At 58.5% G+C, this 15,326-nt stretch carries 17 protein-coding genes and 2 pseudogenes; 9 read left to right on the top strand and 10 right to left on the bottom strand.

The window, feature by feature from the left end; translation table 11 throughout:
• The 3 genes and pseudogenes from AC1DPR_RS21720 to AC1DPR_RS21710 all read left to right on the top strand — a co-directional run.
• On the top strand, positions 1 to 219 hold a 219-nt coding region (locus AC1DPR_RS21720), incomplete at its 5' end, for a DUF1269 domain-containing protein (RefSeq protein ID WP_477817150.1).
• A gap of 315 nt (positions 220 to 534) precedes the next feature.
• Positions 535 to 778 (top strand): annotated as a pseudogene (locus AC1DPR_RS21715) (glycine zipper domain-containing protein).
• A gap of 142 nt (positions 779 to 920) precedes the next feature.
• On the top strand, positions 921 to 1,607 hold the full coding sequence (locus tag AC1DPR_RS21710; RefSeq protein ID WP_477817149.1) for a 3'-5' exonuclease: 687 nt from the start codon (positions 921 to 923) through the stop codon (positions 1,605 to 1,607).
• On the opposite strand, the gene AC1DPR_RS21705 is transcribed toward AC1DPR_RS21710, so the two are convergent.
• Positions 1,576 to 1,812, bottom strand: a complete 237-nt coding sequence (locus tag AC1DPR_RS21705; protein ID WP_477817148.1) for a hypothetical protein — start codon at positions 1,810 to 1,812, stop codon at positions 1,576 to 1,578. The genes AC1DPR_RS21710 and AC1DPR_RS21705 overlap by 32 nt on opposite strands.
• 525 nt (positions 1,813 to 2,337) lie before the next feature.
• On the opposite strand from AC1DPR_RS21705, the gene AC1DPR_RS21700 reads away from it, so the two are divergent.
• Positions 2,338 to 2,901 (top strand): cytochrome P460 family protein, encoded by a 564-nt coding sequence (locus tag AC1DPR_RS21700; protein WP_477817147.1) that lies wholly within the window; start codon positions 2,338 to 2,340, stop codon positions 2,899 to 2,901.
• A 54-nt stretch (positions 2,902 to 2,955) separates the two neighbouring features.
• Here the strand turns inward: AC1DPR_RS21700 and AC1DPR_RS21695 are convergent, their stop codons facing one another.
• The 3 genes from AC1DPR_RS21695 to AC1DPR_RS21685 form a co-directional block, all read right to left on the bottom strand.
• Positions 2,956 to 3,129, bottom strand: a complete 174-nt coding sequence (locus AC1DPR_RS21695) for a hypothetical protein (protein WP_477817146.1) — start codon at positions 3,127 to 3,129, stop codon at positions 2,956 to 2,958.
• Positions 3,130 to 3,415: 286 nt separating this feature from the next.
• On the bottom strand, positions 3,416 to 3,748 hold the full coding sequence (locus AC1DPR_RS21690) for a hypothetical protein (RefSeq protein WP_477817145.1): 333 nt from the start codon (positions 3,746 to 3,748) through the stop codon (positions 3,416 to 3,418).
• 30 nt (positions 3,749 to 3,778) lie between these two features.
• Positions 3,779 to 4,603, bottom strand: coding sequence for a DUF1194 domain-containing protein (locus tag AC1DPR_RS21685; protein ID WP_477817144.1), 825 nt, complete (start codon positions 4,601 to 4,603; stop codon positions 3,779 to 3,781).
• A 256-nt stretch (positions 4,604 to 4,859) separates the two neighbouring features.
• On the opposite strand from AC1DPR_RS21685, the gene AC1DPR_RS21680 reads away from it, so the two are divergent.
• On the top strand, positions 4,860 to 5,951 hold the full coding sequence (locus AC1DPR_RS21680) for a PAS domain-containing protein (protein ID WP_477817143.1): 1,092 nt from the start codon (positions 4,860 to 4,862) through the stop codon (positions 5,949 to 5,951).
• A 364-nt stretch (positions 5,952 to 6,315) separates the two neighbouring features.
• On the opposite strand, the gene AC1DPR_RS21675 is transcribed toward AC1DPR_RS21680, so the two are convergent.
• From AC1DPR_RS21675 to AC1DPR_RS21665, 3 genes and pseudogenes are all read right to left on the bottom strand, one after another.
• Complete coding sequence (locus tag AC1DPR_RS21675; RefSeq protein ID WP_112665546.1) at positions 6,316 to 7,293, bottom strand: magnesium transporter CorA family protein; 978 nt, start codon at positions 7,291 to 7,293, stop codon at positions 6,316 to 6,318.
• A gap of 1,211 nt (positions 7,294 to 8,504) precedes the next feature.
• Positions 8,505 to 8,741 carry a hypothetical protein gene (locus tag AC1DPR_RS21670; protein WP_018859548.1) on the bottom strand — a complete coding sequence of 79 codons (237 nt, stop codon included), beginning with the start codon at positions 8,739 to 8,741 and terminating at the stop codon, positions 8,505 to 8,507.
• An 18-nt stretch (positions 8,742 to 8,759) separates the two neighbouring features.
• Positions 8,760 to 8,941, bottom strand: a pseudogene (locus AC1DPR_RS21665) (DUF3606 domain-containing protein).
• Between the two features lie 914 nt (positions 8,942 to 9,855).
• Between AC1DPR_RS21665 and ku (AC1DPR_RS21660) the strand changes: the two are divergent.
• From ku (AC1DPR_RS21660) to AC1DPR_RS21650, 3 genes are read left to right on the top strand one after another with little or no spacing between them, the layout of a single operon-like run.
• The gene (ku, locus tag AC1DPR_RS21660; RefSeq protein WP_477817142.1) at positions 9,856 to 10,764 is read left to right on the top strand and encodes a non-homologous end joining protein Ku; all 909 of its coding nucleotides are present in this window, start codon (positions 9,856 to 9,858) and stop codon (positions 10,762 to 10,764) included.
• A gap of 10 nt (positions 10,765 to 10,774) precedes the next feature.
• Positions 10,775 to 11,590, top strand: coding sequence for a non-homologous end joining protein Ku (gene ku, locus AC1DPR_RS21655; protein ID WP_477817141.1), 816 nt, complete (start codon positions 10,775 to 10,777; stop codon positions 11,588 to 11,590).
• Between the two features lie 4 nt (positions 11,591 to 11,594).
• Complete coding sequence (locus AC1DPR_RS21650) at positions 11,595 to 11,858, top strand: hypothetical protein (RefSeq protein ID WP_477817140.1); 264 nt, start codon at positions 11,595 to 11,597, stop codon at positions 11,856 to 11,858.
• 256 nt (positions 11,859 to 12,114) lie between these two features.
• Here AC1DPR_RS21650 and AC1DPR_RS21645 read toward each other — a convergent pair whose 3' ends face one another.
• Entirely contained in the window at positions 12,115 to 12,333 is a 219-nt protein-coding gene (locus tag AC1DPR_RS21645) for a hypothetical protein (protein ID WP_477817139.1), read from the bottom strand.
• 291 nt (positions 12,334 to 12,624) lie between these two features.
• On the opposite strand from AC1DPR_RS21645, the gene AC1DPR_RS21640 reads away from it, so the two are divergent.
• Positions 12,625 to 13,263 carry a hypothetical protein gene (locus AC1DPR_RS21640; protein ID WP_477817154.1) on the top strand — a complete coding sequence of 213 codons (639 nt, stop codon included), beginning with the start codon at positions 12,625 to 12,627 and terminating at the stop codon, positions 13,261 to 13,263.
• 114 nt (positions 13,264 to 13,377) lie between these two features.
• Here AC1DPR_RS21640 and AC1DPR_RS21635 read toward each other — a convergent pair whose 3' ends face one another.
• Both AC1DPR_RS21635 and AC1DPR_RS21630 read right to left on the bottom strand, forming a co-directional pair.
• Positions 13,378 to 13,701 carry a hypothetical protein gene (locus tag AC1DPR_RS21635; RefSeq protein ID WP_477817138.1) on the bottom strand — a complete coding sequence of 108 codons (324 nt, stop codon included), beginning with the start codon at positions 13,699 to 13,701 and terminating at the stop codon, positions 13,378 to 13,380.
• Positions 13,702 to 14,042: 341 nt separating this feature from the next.
• Positions 14,043 to 15,326: an alpha/beta hydrolase gene (locus tag AC1DPR_RS21630; protein ID WP_477817137.1), complete on the bottom strand. Its 1,284-nt coding sequence runs from the start codon at positions 15,324 to 15,326 to the stop codon at positions 14,043 to 14,045.

Below are 15,326 nucleotides of genomic sequence, written 5' to 3'. Positions count from 1 at the left end.
CTAACTGATGTCGGCATCAACGATGCTTTCATGAAGGATCTTGCAGCCAATCTCCAGCCGGGCAATGGGGCGTTGTTCGTGCTGATCCAAGAGATGACGGCGGATAAGGTCCTCAAGGAGATCTCCGCCTTTGGCGGCGTGGTGCTCAAGACTTCGCTCGATGAAACGAAAGAGCAGGTTTTGCGTGACGCATTACAAAAAGCATCTGCGACCAGCTAGACCTCTGGGCGACGGACCGAATTCACTTTCGGCCAGCGAATACGCCACTGACGCTTCGGTCTTAACCTTCGCTACTTCAACCCAAGCTTCTAACCTCTCGCAAATTAAGGGCGAACACGCAGGGGAGCGGACGGCAGCGGGATTTTTCAACGCGACTGCCGGACGGTTCTAACACAGACGTGGACCATGGAAAAAATAAGCCCGAAATCTTCGGCAGGTACTGATCCCTGATCAACCAGCCGGTACATCCTTCGCCTGGATATTTGATCGCCGCGCGCTAGCGGTTTCAATTGGAGGTCGTTAAAGGGTAAAAGGATTGCCGTAGTATCTGTCTCGATCGGCGCACTGGCGTCTTGCACACCCACCGAGCGAGGAACAGCAATTGGCGCGGGCACAGGGCCATTATCGGCGGAGCCGTCACCAACGACTTAGGCGTGTGGCCGTAGGTGCAGTCGCAGGCGGTGTCGCTGGTGCCTTGATTGGCCGGTCAACCGAGCGCCGCGGATACTGCGTCTACCGCGATCGATTTGGCCGCACCTTCGAAGCACGCTGCCGCTGAATTCCAGGTTCGGTTGAGCGTCTGCGGCAAACATGCTCAGAGCTGTCTGACGCACGGCCGCCTGTCAGGGCTGTTGGTCTCCGCAGACTTTTTCTGTAAGTGTTGGCCGCCCTCGAAATGTTTCTCGAAAATAGGATACAGAATGCTTCGCCTCTCCGAGCTAACCAAAGGTGATTTCCTGGCTTTGGATATTGAAGGCGACGGCAACAAAAACCAGCGGCCCGTAGAGATTTCCGTTTGCGAGTTTAGTCACGGTGCGTTCGTGCGAGAGCACCATTGGCTGATCAATCCCGGGCGCCCGATTAGCTATTTCGCGAGAGTGAAGCACGGGATAGGAGACCGAAAGGTGCGATCCGCCCCGAAATTCACGGAAGTCAAAGAGGAGATTGCGAACTTGCTGGCCGGAAGGGTCGTTGTCGCCCACGATATGACTGGCGACTTGCTTATGCTCGGCGAAGGTGACCCATCGATTATCGAATATCCAGGACGGATAGTTTGCACCTACCGTATGGCAAAGCTCGTCCTTTCCGCGCGGCAGCCCGTGACGCCGGGCGTCACAAGTCTGAGTGCATGGCTAGGCATCGACCGAGAATTGCCAGACGGCCTAAGGCGGAAAACAGTCCATTCAAGCTCGCTCGATGCGTGGCGGACGGGAAAGATATTTGTTGCGCTGGCGGGCAAGTTGCCCCCTGACAGGAGATGCTCTGCCGGCAATTTTCGCTCAGCGTCAAATCACTTGAGGCAATCCGGTCGAAGTTGGCAAAGCGCGCGATGTCGGCTTCGAGTGCCCAAATTACCTAGTGGATGGCCAGCGAGGTTGGAGCATTAACTCTCGTCGAATACAGTCCGACGTAGGTACCGATCAGCATTGCTGCGATGTCCTCAGCACTACGATAGCCGTCGTTGTAAAATTCTATCGCCGCGCTGGATAGCACGTTCGACGCCCTCTCATCAGGGCTCTCCTCGTAGTAAAGAAACCACGCCCGAACGGCTTTGGACATCGTTCTGAAATCGAGCTCTCCGCTTCGCTGCATTGCACCCTCCTTGACTAGCCAAAGGCTTTCCTCGCAGTGCACTTTCTGCGACGTCAGGGAGCAGAAGCCATTGACGACGAGATCGCGCGCAGTGCGGTCAAACTCCCTCGGCCGCACCTTCCGGCCAGTCTCATCTTTGAGAACGTCCACATTAAGGCGGCCGCTGATACCGCAACTAACCTTCCAGTCCTGCGAAGGGCGAAGCGGGTGAGCTACGTCGAAAACGTCGTTTGGTGAGCTTAGCGTCGGTGCCTTAAATCGCCGTGTAAGGCGATCGAACGGCGCGATCGGCGACCCGGAAGCACATTACCGGCGGCGCTTATCGGGCGGGACGTGTGGAATCAGATTTTGCCCGCGTCCCGCCCGTTATGTTCCTCTCCACCCTCGCCGCTACGAGCGGTCGAAGAGATCTTTGCGCGCAAATTCGACGATGCTAATATGCTGGCGGAGACTACCTGTTCAGCGTCGGTCTCATCTCAATGAATGTCCCTGAAGCTCTGTCGATATAGCATCGGAGGTATCATCGTGCGCATATTTTCAACCTTAGTACTCATTGCGGGAGCGCTCGCTGCTTTGGGCGGCGTGAGCATAGCCGCCAAGGACAAAAACACCGTTCAGGTACCGAACGGCCTCGGCTTCGCTGACTTTAAAGGATACGAAAGCTGGGAAGTCGTGTCGGTCGCTGCGGTCGACCCTACCGAGCCGGCGGTGATGGGCAGCGATTCAGGTGCCGTATTGAATGTGATCATGGCCAATCCGACTATGATCGAGGCCTATAAAAAAGGCGTTCCCGGCAACGGTGCGAAATTCCCGGACGGATCGAAGATCGCGAAGATCCAGTGGAAGACAAAAAAGGATACCGACTCTCCGTTTTCGGTAAACGTGCCGGACGCTCTGAGGAATGTTGCCTTCATCGAGAAGGACAGCAAGAGATTTCAGGCTAGTGGCGGTTGGGGATATGCCAACTTCAACTATGACGTTGCATCCGACTCTTTTTCTCCGGACGGAGCAGGCTCCGATTGCGGCTTTGCCTGTCATACCGCCGTGGAAGCAAAGGACTACATTTTCCACGCCTACCACAAGCGTTGACTTAGGCGAAAACCAAGGGCGCCGCTTTCCTCGGGCGAGCGCCCCCGCCGTATTCTATTTTACAACGGGCCGCCCCTCGCGTTCCCAAACCTTCTGGACGTTGATGAAGCTTTCGGCGCTCGGGTTGCGAACCTCGCCGACCTTGCCGCGCCATACCGTCACGCGGCTTAGGTGGGTTTCGCGGACGATCTCAGTCGGCGACAGTTTCGACGACGGGCCGACGAGCATCGCTCGAAACTCTTGGGCGGGGTTCCCGGGGCATAGGCCGAAATATGCCACTCGTGAGCATGCGCGAAAGTTTTGGGGAACAAAGCGGAACGTGAATAAGTGACACCCCCTGCGTTTATGGCCTTCGCCATTTGTGACTCACGTTCACGAGCTATTGAAATCAAACAATGATGGCGGACCCTCCAGGCCCCCATCCTTCTCGAAATCATTACATAATCCGCTTCTGGCCCACCAAGGGCCCACCATGCGGGTGGCGGCATCGAGGCGTTCGCTGTTGGCAAAAGCGTCAGCTACCATCTTCTTGCGATTGGCCTCCTGCAGGTACGGGGTCGGCTTCCTTCAGCGAGGAGTGGCCTATGGCGTTCATGATTTGCGGACCGGTCGCGCCGTCTTCGGCCGGCTTGATGCCGAAATTCTTGCGCAGCCCGTGCAGGGTGTAGCCGTGCTTGCCTTCCCTCTTGTTGGCGACCGGGATGCCTGCCTGCTTGCACCACTTGGCCATCGTCCCGGTGAGGCTCTTGGCAGAGAACGGATTGCCATAGGCGTTGAGCAGCACATGGCCGCTGAGTGTTGCTACCACGTCATCCGGCGTGGTTTGGGCACGACCAGCGAGCGCCAAGCCCCTGCAGAGAAACCGGGTACGCCGTGCTCATGGCAAGATCACTTTTCGGGACTTTTCTCGTGCCCCAGATGTTACCTTTGCGGCAATCATGCGTGGTTGCCTGTCCTGCTGATAGGAGTTCGGGGCCAGTCTGAAGGAGATTTCGGTGACGAGCTTGCGACGCAGCGCCGTGGTGTAGTCACTCGGTTCCTTCGGTGCCATGACGAAGGCCTGGTCGCCGCCGATGACTTCCTCCGCGAAATAGGTTGCCAGGGGGCGGTCGGGATTTTCGTCCCCTGACGGGACCGCGATTGCATTGATCGTGTAGCCCTTGCCGATCGCCGTCGTCCTGGCTTGCTGAACGGGCATACCGTCATTGTTTTCGCCATTGCCGGATATGTCGATGACCTTTCGCTCGGCGTGGCCCGGAAATCTGTCGAGAAGCAGGGTTCCGACCGCGATCGCCGAAGAAATGGATGTGCCGCCCCTGATCCTGCGGCCGATACCCGTGTCGCCCCCGCGGCTGATAATATCGGCGGCTGCTTCGGCATCCTGTGGTCGGCAAATCCTCGTCCATGGCAGGACGGATTTTATACTCTGCGGACTTGCCCACTCGAAATAGCTGATCGCAATGCAGCCTCGGAGGCTGCTTGAAAGAGCCTTCAAGATCTGGGGCGACGTCAAGGCGGCAGCATGACCGTTCCTTTGCAGGTCCGCGGTCGCGGGGTCGATAGAAGACGAGAAATCTACAGCGAAGACCACTGCGACATCGACGTCGAGTCCTTGTGCCTGTTCAGGTCCGGAGGCGCGCGCCTCGAATCCCACCGCCGACATCACAACAAGCGCCGTCGCCAGTTTGGTACAACTACCCATGAGCCCCTCCGCCAGTTCGTGACGAGTGCCGCGCGTAACCTGGCATCGTCGCCTTTACGACGGACTCTAGCCGGAGCAACGATTGCTTTGGCCCCCCTTGTGGGGGTTGCGCGGGCGAAAACGGCTGCCAATGAAACTGAGCCGAGCCTTGGCCAGACCGATTTCCGCGGCGTACGTTGCGCCGCGGATCATTGATTTGCCGATTGTTTCATGTCTTCTATCTGTTTGCCGATGCCAGCAACGCAGGGGTAAGGCGATGGCGATTGACGTCGATCGGCTGCAGCGCGCATCCATGAACCTATCCGAAGTGATCGCCGATCCTGCACGCTGGGACGGTATTCTGGAGGACTTGGCGACGTCGTTAGGCGCGATGGGCGCGGGTCTGATCCCGCAGTCCGGGTCCGAAGGGGCGATTGCAACGGCCAGCCTCAGGGATTGCCTCCACACCTATGTTGCCGAGGGTTGGGCACAACAGGACAGAGAAAGCCATCGACGCGCGCGGGCGATCAACATGCGGGGCGAGGTGGCGCTGGATAGCGATCTGATCGACCGCGACGACCGCTATAACCCGTTCTTCGATGATTTCCTTCCTCGCTTCGACGGAAAAGGCTGGGCGGGCATCGGCCTTCGCGCCGGCCCCGACTTCTGGTCGCTAACCTTCCACAGGTCTGTCTGCCAAGGGGCATTCGAAGAGGCTGAGAGGGCCATTCTGCAACAACTTTCTGTGAGATTGCACGAAATCGGCAGCCTCGCGCATCTGGCAGGGCGCGTGACGCTGTCTGGGGTCGCCAAGTCGTTCGACCAAATCTGCAAGGCCGTAGTGGCGATTGACCAGACAGGGCGGTTCATTCACGCAAATGCCACGGCACAGCGGCTGTTGGGTACCTCCCTCCATGTCGTCGGTGGCCGGCTGGTGCTTCGTGACCGGCATGCCGCAGACGAATATGAAAAGGTGGTCAACCGGCTGCAAGGGTTGCGCGAGGGTAAGACCTTGCGCGCGGCCCCTATCATCGTCCGGCGCGACGACGCTGCCCCTCTCGTTATCAGGGTCCTGCCCGTCGACGGCGCGGCGAAGTCGCCGTTCATTTGCGCTCGAGCTCTGCTGCTTCTCAACGAAGTGTCACTGCCGGGCAGGAACGAGTGGCAGGTTTTCGCCCGCGCGTTCGGACTCAGCCCGGCAGAAGCGCGCCTTGCGGAACTTCTCGCGAGCGGCAGTTCTCTCGAAGACGCCCGAGATTCTCTCGGAATCACCAGGGAGACCGCCAGAAGCAGGATCAAGGCTGTCTTCGAAAAGACCGACACGCATCGCCAGGGCCAACTGGTGGCATTGCTGGCTTCGTTAACCTAATATGTGACGGATCGGCCTAATTTCGTTGAGTGTGTCACAAACGGAAAAGGCTGGTTGGCTCGATCGGGTTTGATGCAGTGGGAAGGTAGGGACATCACGTTGCGATATAGGTCCCACAGGTTGAGATGTGCAAAGCCTGTTATCGCCTGTCTCTCGTCCAAATTGGATGTTATCGCAGACCAGTCGTCCAGACTTTTCTCAGGCACGGCGGCGCCGCAGGCGGTATCCTGAGCATGAGGCATGAAATATTGAGACCGGGTCAGGTCAGCAAACAATTGCCTCTCGTTCATCAGACTCACCGGATGTTTGCCCGTACGATCATCCTGAAGTCCATTGCGTTGATTGGAAAAAAGGCACTGATTAATTAAAACCAACCCCTGCGCCAGAACCAAAGCAGCGGTGCGACGGCGCTCAGGATGATGATCGCCCACGCGAAGGGATATCCCCAAGTCCAGCTCAGCTCTGGCATGAACTTGAAATTCATTCCCCATATTCCGGCCATTAGGGTGGGTGGCACACCAACGACAGAAGCGATTGTCAACACCTTGAAGATGTCGTTCTGTTCGATGGTGATGAAGCCCAGGACGGCATCCAGCAGGAACTGCGACTTGTCGGAGAGGTGCGTCTCATAATCGCTCAGCGAGGCAACGTCTTTCGTCACCGCATGAAGTTGGTCTCGGAATTCGTCCGACAGCATGTCGTGACACACATCCAGCGTGAACGAAGCCATCCTGCCGACACCCAGCAGCACGTCTCTAGCTTTTGAGGATCGGTCACCAAGTGCCCCAACTTTGGAGAGCGCTTGACGGAGCGTGAAATTGGAGCTGCGGGGAGATGCCGAGCCGCGAAGATTGCCCTTGAAGACACTTTTGGATACCTCGTCGACCGCAGTGGCTAGATGCTCCAGAACGTCTGCGCCGCGGTCTACGATAGCCTCTAGCAGCGCGACGAAAACTCCCATCCCGTCAGCAGGGCTCTCTTCCTGTTTCAGTCGTTCAGCGACGGCATCGAACGCTGGCAAGCTTTCGTATCGGATGGTCACCAGAAAATCGGGACCGACGATAAAGCCGGCCGGAGAAAGCTCGGCGTGCTCGATCGTCGCATGTCCTATGACCGGCGCGCTGAGGTAGAGACGGTTACCCTCCTTTGACAACCTGCTCGACACTTCGATCTCGCTCAGAGCCTCCTTCGTTGGCACCCTCACCTTCGCCCGACGTTTTACAAATTCGATCTCCTTTTCGTCAGGGTTGAGCAGGTCCATCCAGATTACATGACCCGGCAAATCGTCATCGGCTCCGCCCGACCTGACGGTGCCATCCGTGTCTCGATATATGTTCAGCAAACTTGGCTCCTGGAAACTCGGGAGGGACGGGTTCAAACGAACTAGCCGGTCCTTTTTTACCCGTCTACGACATTCTTGAGGCTCGTTCAGAGGACCAAATTAACAACCCATTCGCTCATAGACCACAAGCCCACGAAATCGAACTTCATCAGCAAGCGTAAAGGAACGCCCGATGCTCGCCTCCTCGCAACATGTGGTGAGGACGCGAGTTAGATAAATCTCTATACATCGAGCAGGACACCTGCCCGCAGCCCCAGTGGATGAATTGCGCCGCCGAGTCGAGATGGCAAGCCGCCCGTCGAAAATGATCATGACATCATCGACTGCCATCGTCTCAGTGAGTGTTTGGTTACCCTTGGTCTCGCTGTAGCAGGCCGTCCACCCACCGACGATGTCGGGATAGGAGGAGAGCGACAGCCCCTCCCACGGCTTGATCAGCGAGCCGATCGAAATTGCGACGGCCGCCCACTGCGGCGACCGCCTTTTTATTCAGTTTCGGTATTGGTGGTTTCCCTGCTCTCCGACTGCGCCCGTGCCGTGCCAAACACGCGCCGCCTAGCAGAAGCAACGTCAGCCGCAACGTCAAGAAGTGGGAGATTGCCGGGACCGTGTTGAGGATGATGTCGGCGGGCGCGGCGAGCTCGATGAACCGCAGCGACCAGGCGCGCGAAAGCACCGGCGCCAGTCGGGGACGAGTTTTCATAGTGTTCGCTTAGAGGTTGGGCCGCATACCTCTTTTGGATGAGGTGCTATGTACGGCGAGTTGTGTTCCTATGAACCCGACAGCAATGATGCGGTCGACTCAGTAGTATGCAAAATGAAGCTCGCCTCCCCGGCGGGCTTTTTGCTGTCATCCCCTCAGAACGGCTTCGGCTTGAGAAGGTACCTGCCCGCAACGGCCTCGTGCTTCCACCCGAACCATCGGCACTTGTGGCGATAGCCCCAGATGCGGCACCGGATGTCAGTTCGATCACAGTCCAGTAGGAGACCGGCGGGTAAGGCTCGCCGCTCTTGAAGATCAGCTTTGAACCATCCGATGGATAGCCTGGCACGAAGGCATTAAAGCGACCGACAGCTTCGTTGCGATGCCGGGCATGCTTCGGATCTTGTCCATGAAAATTGACTGAGAGACAAAAGCTCCGATGTCGGTGCTATCTGCAATCGCTGCAGATGTCCTGATCGTGTTGTCCTTACCCCGCTTGAACTTCCGATCAATGCACCGAGTCAGACGACGGAGCATTCACCCGGGTGGCTGCGAGGCCGACGTATGCGCCAATCAGGACAGTCGCCATCTCCTGCACCGAGCGGCAACCATCGTTGTAGAGTTCGATAGCTGCATCGCAGAGAAACGACGACGCTTGATCATCCCAAGCAACATTGTAATGCCGATACCATTCCCTGACAGCCTTCGACATTATCAAACGATCTTGCGGTGCTACCTTCGCCATGCCCGCTCTCATAAGTCGTCAGTGGTGACCGAGCTTGGTTTCGACCTTCTTTCTCGAGTTGCCGACGCTCTTCACCGCTTTTTTCACTGCATCCTTGGGAACGCTTTCCTTCTTGGCTTCGTAGGCAACCTCGTGTCCTGACCGCCGGCGACCCGGACGCGATCCTGAGTTCGGCCTCGTGGTGTCTGCTTCTGTGCCATCGGGCTTCTCCTTTAATTGATCAGCGCAAGATAAACTCGCAACGATTCCGGTGGTTCCCGGGAGATGGTGATTGTCGACATGCCCCGCTTGAAGCGGGTCCCGAACCCGCTTTGCAGTGTCCGAAGCAGGGATCAGGATCAGGATGACGATGATGCGCTACCTATGGACACGGGAACGCGAGGGCCGCGAACCACGCGGCGGTCTCCATACCGCCGATGCCCTGACAGAGATCCTTCGCAGCGAAGATCTGCCCGGTGTCATGCCCCCGGACTGGCTAGTCGCCACACTTCGGATGGACCAGGACGACGAAGGCGTTTCCACACTCGTCGCCGCTTGGATGGATGGTCCGCCGAGGGCGCTTCAGACCTCATGTCCGAGCGCCCTTGGGTCGGAGACGGCGACGTTGCGGCGGAGGCCGTGCCCGACAACGACACCTCAGCGGATTCGTATCCGCGCCGCAAGAGACCTCCTGCGGCCAATCGCTCGTACTGGCTCGTGTTCCCACAAGTCATCCACGGTGTGTCCACACGTTACCCACAGCGTAACCTGTGGCCGTTACATCGGATTTTGTCCATGCGGTCTATCTGTGGATCACATTCCACTCGCAGACTGCGACAACCCGGCCTGTTTTTGTTGCCGCGAATTCCCAGCCGCGTATCCTCGCCAACACCCTTCTTTAGCGCAGGCGGCGGACCTCGAAGGGCGCGGCGGCGGACAGAAACTGTCCCCGCCGCTCTGTGTCGAACGCAATCCAACGCCCGATGCGATCGTTTCAACAATCAAGGCAGCGTTTCCGCCGGAATCAATCTCTGAACGTGATTCTGCAAGTTATTGAAAAATGATTCGTTTCGTGTCGGAACGAATCACCCTGGCACGTCTTTGAGTCGCGTATTAGTGATTCGGAGTATTTGTGATGGCCTCAGGACAGCGTGCGCAGTGGAAGGGCTTTATAAAGTTCGGCGAAGTCACGTGCGGGGTGGCGCTCTATACCGCTGCATCCACCTCCGACCGGATCACTTTCAACACCATCAACAAAACTACGGGCAACCGCGTCAACCGGGTCTTCATCGACAGCGAGACCCAAGAGCGGGTGGAAAAAGAGGCTCAGACCAAGGGCTTCGAGATCGACAACGGTCAATACATCATCGTCGATCCTGAGGAGGTCGCCGCCGCCATCCCTGAGAGCAACAAGACCCTCGAGATCGAGGCGTTCATTCCCTGCTCCGACGTCGATGATGTCTATTTCGACAAGCCCTATTATCTGACACCGGACAAGATGGGTGGAGACGCTTTCGCCGCGCTGCGCGACGGCATGAAGAATTCGAACGTCGCGGCCATCGCCCGCACGGTCCTCTTCCGCAGGATGCGCACGGTGCTGATACGTCCCCGCGGCAAGGGTCTGATCGCAACCACCTTGAACTACGACTACGAGGTCAGGTCGAGCGCCAAGGCGTTCGAGGCGATGCCCAAGATCAAGATCCAGGGAGAAATGCTTGATCTCGCCAAGCACATCATCAGCACCAAGAAGGGTGAGTTCGATCCGGCAACATTCGACGACCGCTACGAAGCCGCCCTTGCCGATCTGGTAAAGGCCAAGCTGGAAGGCAAGTCGCTTCCAAAGCCGAAGAAGGTGGACGTTTCGAAGCCCAATGATCTGCTGGCAGCGCTGCGCGAGAGTGCTGGCATCATGAAGGCCGCAGCGGACAAACCGAAACGCACCGCGGCCAACGCCAACACTGGCATCGGACGGGAGCGGTCCGCGCGCGGGGCGACAACGAAGCCCGCCGCGTCAAAGGCTGCACCGCAGCGCAAGGCAAGCTAGGAGATAGGCGATGGCTCCGAAATATTATTGGAAGGGCTACCTGAAGCTCTCTCTCGTCACCTGCCCCGTTGCGATGACCCCCGCGACATCCGAAAGCGAGAAGGTGCGCTTTCATACGCTCAACAAGGAGACGGGCAACCGCGTCGTCTCCCAGTATATCGACTCCGTCACTGGCAAGCCCGTCAAGGACGCGAACGAAGTCAAGGGTTATGCCCGCGGTGAGAACGACTACGTGATCCTGACCGACGAGGAACTGGATGTCGTCGCGCTCGACACGGTGAAGACGATCGACATCGACAAGTTCGTCCCGGCCGATAGCATCGAATGGATCTACCTTGAGAAGCCGCACTACCTGATGCCGGACGACGCGGTCGGCAACGAGGCGTTCGCCGTCATCCGCGACGCAATGAAAGCCGACAAGGTTTTCGGAGTGTCGAAGCTGGTCATGGGCCGCCGAGAGCGTGCCGTTGTCCTTGAGCCGCGCGGTGAAGGCATCGTGCTGTGGACTTTGCGTTTCGGCGACGAGGTTCGGCCCGAGGAGAACTATTTCGAGGACATCCACGAAAAGGCAGATCCGGATCTCATTCCGCTTGTCCAGCAGCTTATCAAGCAGAAGACCGCCCGATGGTCGTCGGACATGGCGAGCGATCCAGTCCAGGAGAGCCTGCTCAAGCTCATCGAAGAAAAGAAGAAGCTGCTGAAGCCGAGGAAGAAGGCTGCCAAGGGCAACGCCGGAGAGGCCGCTGCCGCTTCCAACGTCGTGAACATCATGGATGCCTTGCGCAAGTCGTTGGAGGCAGATCTCAAAGGTAGGAAGGCGGGGTAGTCACATGCACTTGCTGGAAACGAAGATTGTTCACGAGACAACCGGATGGCGGGTAGACTTTGTCGGCGACGATGGTGAAGCAGTGTCGATCAAGGTCGCTGACGGTCACGCTTCAAGCGTGGATGAAGCAATTCAGCGTGCAAAGGAGGTCATGGTCCAGTTAACGGCATATGGCACGCGCGGAGGCGGACCGAGCATCAATCCGTACGATGCCGCCAGCAACGGCAACTTCGACGACGGCGAGCTGCCGCTCGATGCGCGACACTGACCCAGTGTTGGAGACGACGGGGGCCTTCGGTCAATAAAAAAGGCCGGGGCGAAACCGCACCGACCTCCCTCATCATCGCTCGCACCAGTGCCAGTACATCCGTGGTCAAAAGCATTTCAGCGACGCGGCGTTGCGAGCTGCGAATTCAGCGCTTATCAGCAATGCCTGTGAGAGAGTTCTATCTGTGCAATGTGTCCGGAACAAGTCTCACCAGAAAACTAGCCGAAGAATGAGCCACCTGATGTCAGGACGTGGGTCAGGCCTGGGAAGCGGGCCAGTCGTTTGACGGTTCCTCAATAACGTCGTCCGATTGGTCTTCTGCGGGATCCGGGTCGCGGTCGTACGCCACCCTCAGGCGGCCGAGTTCATTTCGGATGGCATCGTAGACATCCGTCGCCTTTGCGCCTTTCACGACGAACGTGTCGATGAATTCCTCGAGCTTCATGCTCAAGTCGTCCCGCCAGTCCTTTGTCATTGCCGCTCCTCCGGATGAATAACAATACCCCTGCAACGAAGGCCCCACGTCAGGCAATGTACGGAAGCACTTATGCCTGGAGAAGCGCCCTCGTCGGGTCTGGGATCTGGAAGCGCTTCCTTGCGGGGTATCTCGTCGGATCGCGCGGTGGCGTGTCAACGGGCGGCGGCGATGGCAGCGGCGCGATGGGCTCGTTCGGCACGGACATGGGGATCCTCCACACTGCGAAAACGTGGGAAATCACCGGGATTTCCGTTGAAGCTCGGCCCCTTCGACACCATCTGCTGCGACATGTCCAAGACGAAGACGAAAAGCAAGGAAAGCGACGATCCCGAGCTGATCAGGGAGTGGCCGCTTCCCGTGGTGGCGACCCTCGGTTCTGGTGTCAGGGTGAAGGGAATCCTGCAGGAAATCCGCTCCCGGCTACCATCCCCGGTCCGGAAGTCGCTGGACATGCAGGCGGCAGGGCTCATCCTCGTCATGCCAGAGACTTCGAAGACAGTATTCAGAGCGACTGCATCGGCCGTTTCCAGCTTGCTGGACGGCATCGCAGACCTTCCGGTCATTCCCCGCGAGATCGAGGATATCCTGACGATCACGGCATCAGAGCGGAAGCGCTGGCTTGAGGACGGTCGCCTGCCCAGCGCTGGAACACGAACGGTCAGGCTGCAAGGACGCGCAAGGAAGATCACCTTTCACGTGTTCGACCCCCGGGTTGTCGAGGATCTGCTCGACCGTGGCGCAGTGGACGAATGGCGGGAGGTGGACGCTGCGGCGAAAGCGGAAAATCGCAGACGAGCCGCGTATCAGGCGAAGTTGACGCGCTCGCTGAAGAAAAAGGAAAAAACCGAACAAACCGAGCGAACCTATGAAACAGCAACCGGGTTGAGCGGATGGGAGGAGTTCGGTAGCGACGGCCTCCTTCGGTAGTGCCATCGCGCCGATTCGACAGAATACGATAAGGGGCGCCGCTCATCTCCGCCACTCGGATGGCGGAATCGCGTAGCCCCGGAAACTTGCCGGACGGACATCGAGCGACATTGCTCATATGCTCATAGTTGCGACCGCTGGGTGATTGCAAAGTCCCGCCACTGCAAACGACACAAGGGCATGAGCTGACATATGCTCTTTCGAAGGCGCTCCAATTAACCGTGGATCCCAGAGGGAGATGACTGAGGCGCAAAAACAAGACGCGGCGACGTCGACATTCCTTGGCGCGAATTCTCCGCTCGCGACCCCAGCGCGGATCAACTTTCCCACGTCGGCCTCGAGTTCATGGAGATACTGCATGAATGACGGCCAGCTTCCTTCAGCAGCGAGAACAACAAGGCTGAACATTTGGCGGTCGCGATCGCGTGTCTCTGACATCCGCCGATGGTGACCGAGAGCGGCTTCCTCAAGGCAGCTCGCCGCGTCGCGCCTTTCACCAACGGCAAGCGCGGGGACGCGCAGCGTGTTCTGCAGGAAATTTCCCGCGATAGCATCCCATATCACGGCCTTGGATGAGAAGATTCTGTATATGCTGGCCGGGGACTTTCCAAGAAGTCGGGCGATATCAGCGACGTTTGCCTTCGTTGCCCGTACAGCCGACACGCGGCCGTGCCGGCTTCGACGATCCGGGACACATATTCAGTCCGCGGCCGGTGTCTCGCAGTCGTCGTGATTTCCATCTTGAGTCCTAGCGAATCCTTGCCGTCGGAGGGGAAGGTTCAGTACGCAATCCGCCCATCCTTGATTGGCGCGCCGGCGGAGGAGAGCTCCTCCGTCAGAATCTCTCGCGCCTCCGGGCTGATGACCGCGGCTGGTGCCGCGATGGCAATCCGCGCAGCCGCGCCTGCAAAGTTGGCGGCGGTCACGCCGATTTGGTCTGCCGCGCTTGCCTTTCCTGTGTCCAGGCTCTGCCCGGCCAGCCGCCGCCCGAGCAGGCGAACGATCTCCGGGCTGTCGGCGAAGGCGTTGTGACCGAGTGGATCGTTCGTGGCGATGGCGCTCGTGTCGATGACGGAAACGCCGAGTTCCTTGAAAAGAGGTGCGTAGGGTCTCAGATCGGATCCGCCGAGGCGGTTGACGCCACCAGACAGCCAGCCAGAAACCTCCAGAGCCTTGTCGCGTGTTGATGTCAGGATCGCGAAGTGCGGGCGCTTCGGCCCCATTTCGGTGAATTGGCGACGGAACACGTCGATGTCGATGTCCGGGGATGCAAGAACGACGTTCGTGACCTTTGCAGGAATGGACTTCTCTCTCATGGCGACCCCGCGCAGCGCCTCCGCGGCAAGCCATCCACCCATTGAATGCGCGAGGATGGTCACGTCGGAGACGTCGGGGCTCTTCACCGCCTGGAAAATCAGATCCTCGAGGGCGCGGCGCGAGTAGTTGGCGCTCTCCCTGTCGTAGAGGTAGTCGAACACACGTCCCCTGGAAGGCCAGGTAAAGAGGATCGGCGCGGCGTCTGTGCCCGAGTCGTGGACGATCTGCGCAAAGCGGAAGACCGCGTCGGCGTAAGTGTTGTTGAATCCATGAACGAAGATAATGACCTGATGCTTCTTGTTTCGATTTGCCCGGTACCAGTCCAAGGCCTGCCCTTCGGACTGGACCTTGGCCACCTCTGTAACCGCAAACTCCTTTTGCGGGTTGGGCGGCATGCGCGACGGCCACTGCACCTCGCCAATCTTGCGGTTCCGGTCGGGGGGAATGGCGACGTTGACGCTGTTAAGCGAGATCGCCGTCCCGCGGTCGCCGGAAAAGAGCCTGCCGGGATCCTCTGAAGGTTTTCGTGTCGTGGCAACGAGCATGGTGACCCGGCTCGTACCCGTTGGGGCTACGGCGAGAGGCTGGAGGACATTCTGCACCCGGGTGGCACACCCCGATGTAACGATCGATAGTGCTACGAGAACGGAAGCGGCTCGTCCCAGACAGGCAATGATCGCCTTGGCGACTCCATGCCCGCTGTGCCCTCGGGCACCTGTCCAAGGATGGGAGGAGAATGTTGTCAT

The sequence above is a fragment of the Rhizobium sp. 01T417 genome (assembly GCF_056398905.1).
The sequence above is the reverse complement of the archived record's forward strand: the minus strand, read 5'-3'. Positions and strand labels throughout refer to the sequence as shown.

Bases quoted from the DNA above. Each gene is read 5' to 3' on its own strand.
- AC1DPR_RS21710 (WP_477817149.1), top strand. From the start codon at position 921: ATGCTTCGCCTCTCCGAGCTAACCAAAGGTGATTTCCTGGCTTTGGAT.
- AC1DPR_RS21705 (WP_477817148.1), bottom strand. From the start codon at position 1,812: ATGCAGCGAAGCGGAGAGCTCGATTTCAGAACGATGTCCAAAGCCGTT.
- AC1DPR_RS21695 (WP_477817146.1), bottom strand. From the start codon at position 3,129: ATGCTCGTCGGCCCGTCGTCGAAACTGTCGCCGACTGAGATCGTCCGC.
- AC1DPR_RS21685 (WP_477817144.1), bottom strand. From the start codon at position 4,603: ATGGGTAGTTGTACCAAACTGGCGACGGCGCTTGTTGTGATGTCGGCG.
- AC1DPR_RS21680 (WP_477817143.1), top strand. From the start codon at position 4,860: ATGGCGATTGACGTCGATCGGCTGCAGCGCGCATCCATGAACCTATCC.
- AC1DPR_RS21670 (WP_018859548.1), bottom strand. From the start codon at position 8,741: ATGGCGAAGGTAGCACCGCAAGATCGTTTGATAATGTCGAAGGCTGTC.
- ku (WP_477817142.1), top strand. From the start codon at position 9,856: ATGGCCTCAGGACAGCGTGCGCAGTGGAAGGGCTTTATAAAGTTCGGC.
- ku (WP_477817141.1), top strand. From the start codon at position 10,775: ATGGCTCCGAAATATTATTGGAAGGGCTACCTGAAGCTCTCTCTCGTC.
- AC1DPR_RS21650 (WP_477817140.1), top strand. From the start codon at position 11,595: ATGCACTTGCTGGAAACGAAGATTGTTCACGAGACAACCGGATGGCGG.
- AC1DPR_RS21645 (WP_477817139.1), bottom strand. From the start codon at position 12,333: ATGACAAAGGACTGGCGGGACGACTTGAGCATGAAGCTCGAGGAATTC.
- AC1DPR_RS21640 (WP_477817154.1), top strand. From the start codon at position 12,625: ATGTCCAAGACGAAGACGAAAAGCAAGGAAAGCGACGATCCCGAGCTG.
- AC1DPR_RS21635 (WP_477817138.1), bottom strand. From the start codon at position 13,701: ATGTCAGAGACACGCGATCGCGACCGCCAAATGTTCAGCCTTGTTGTT.
- AC1DPR_RS21630 (WP_477817137.1), bottom strand. From the start codon at position 15,326: ATGACAACATTCTCCTCCCATCCTTGGACAGGTGCCCGAGGGCACAGC.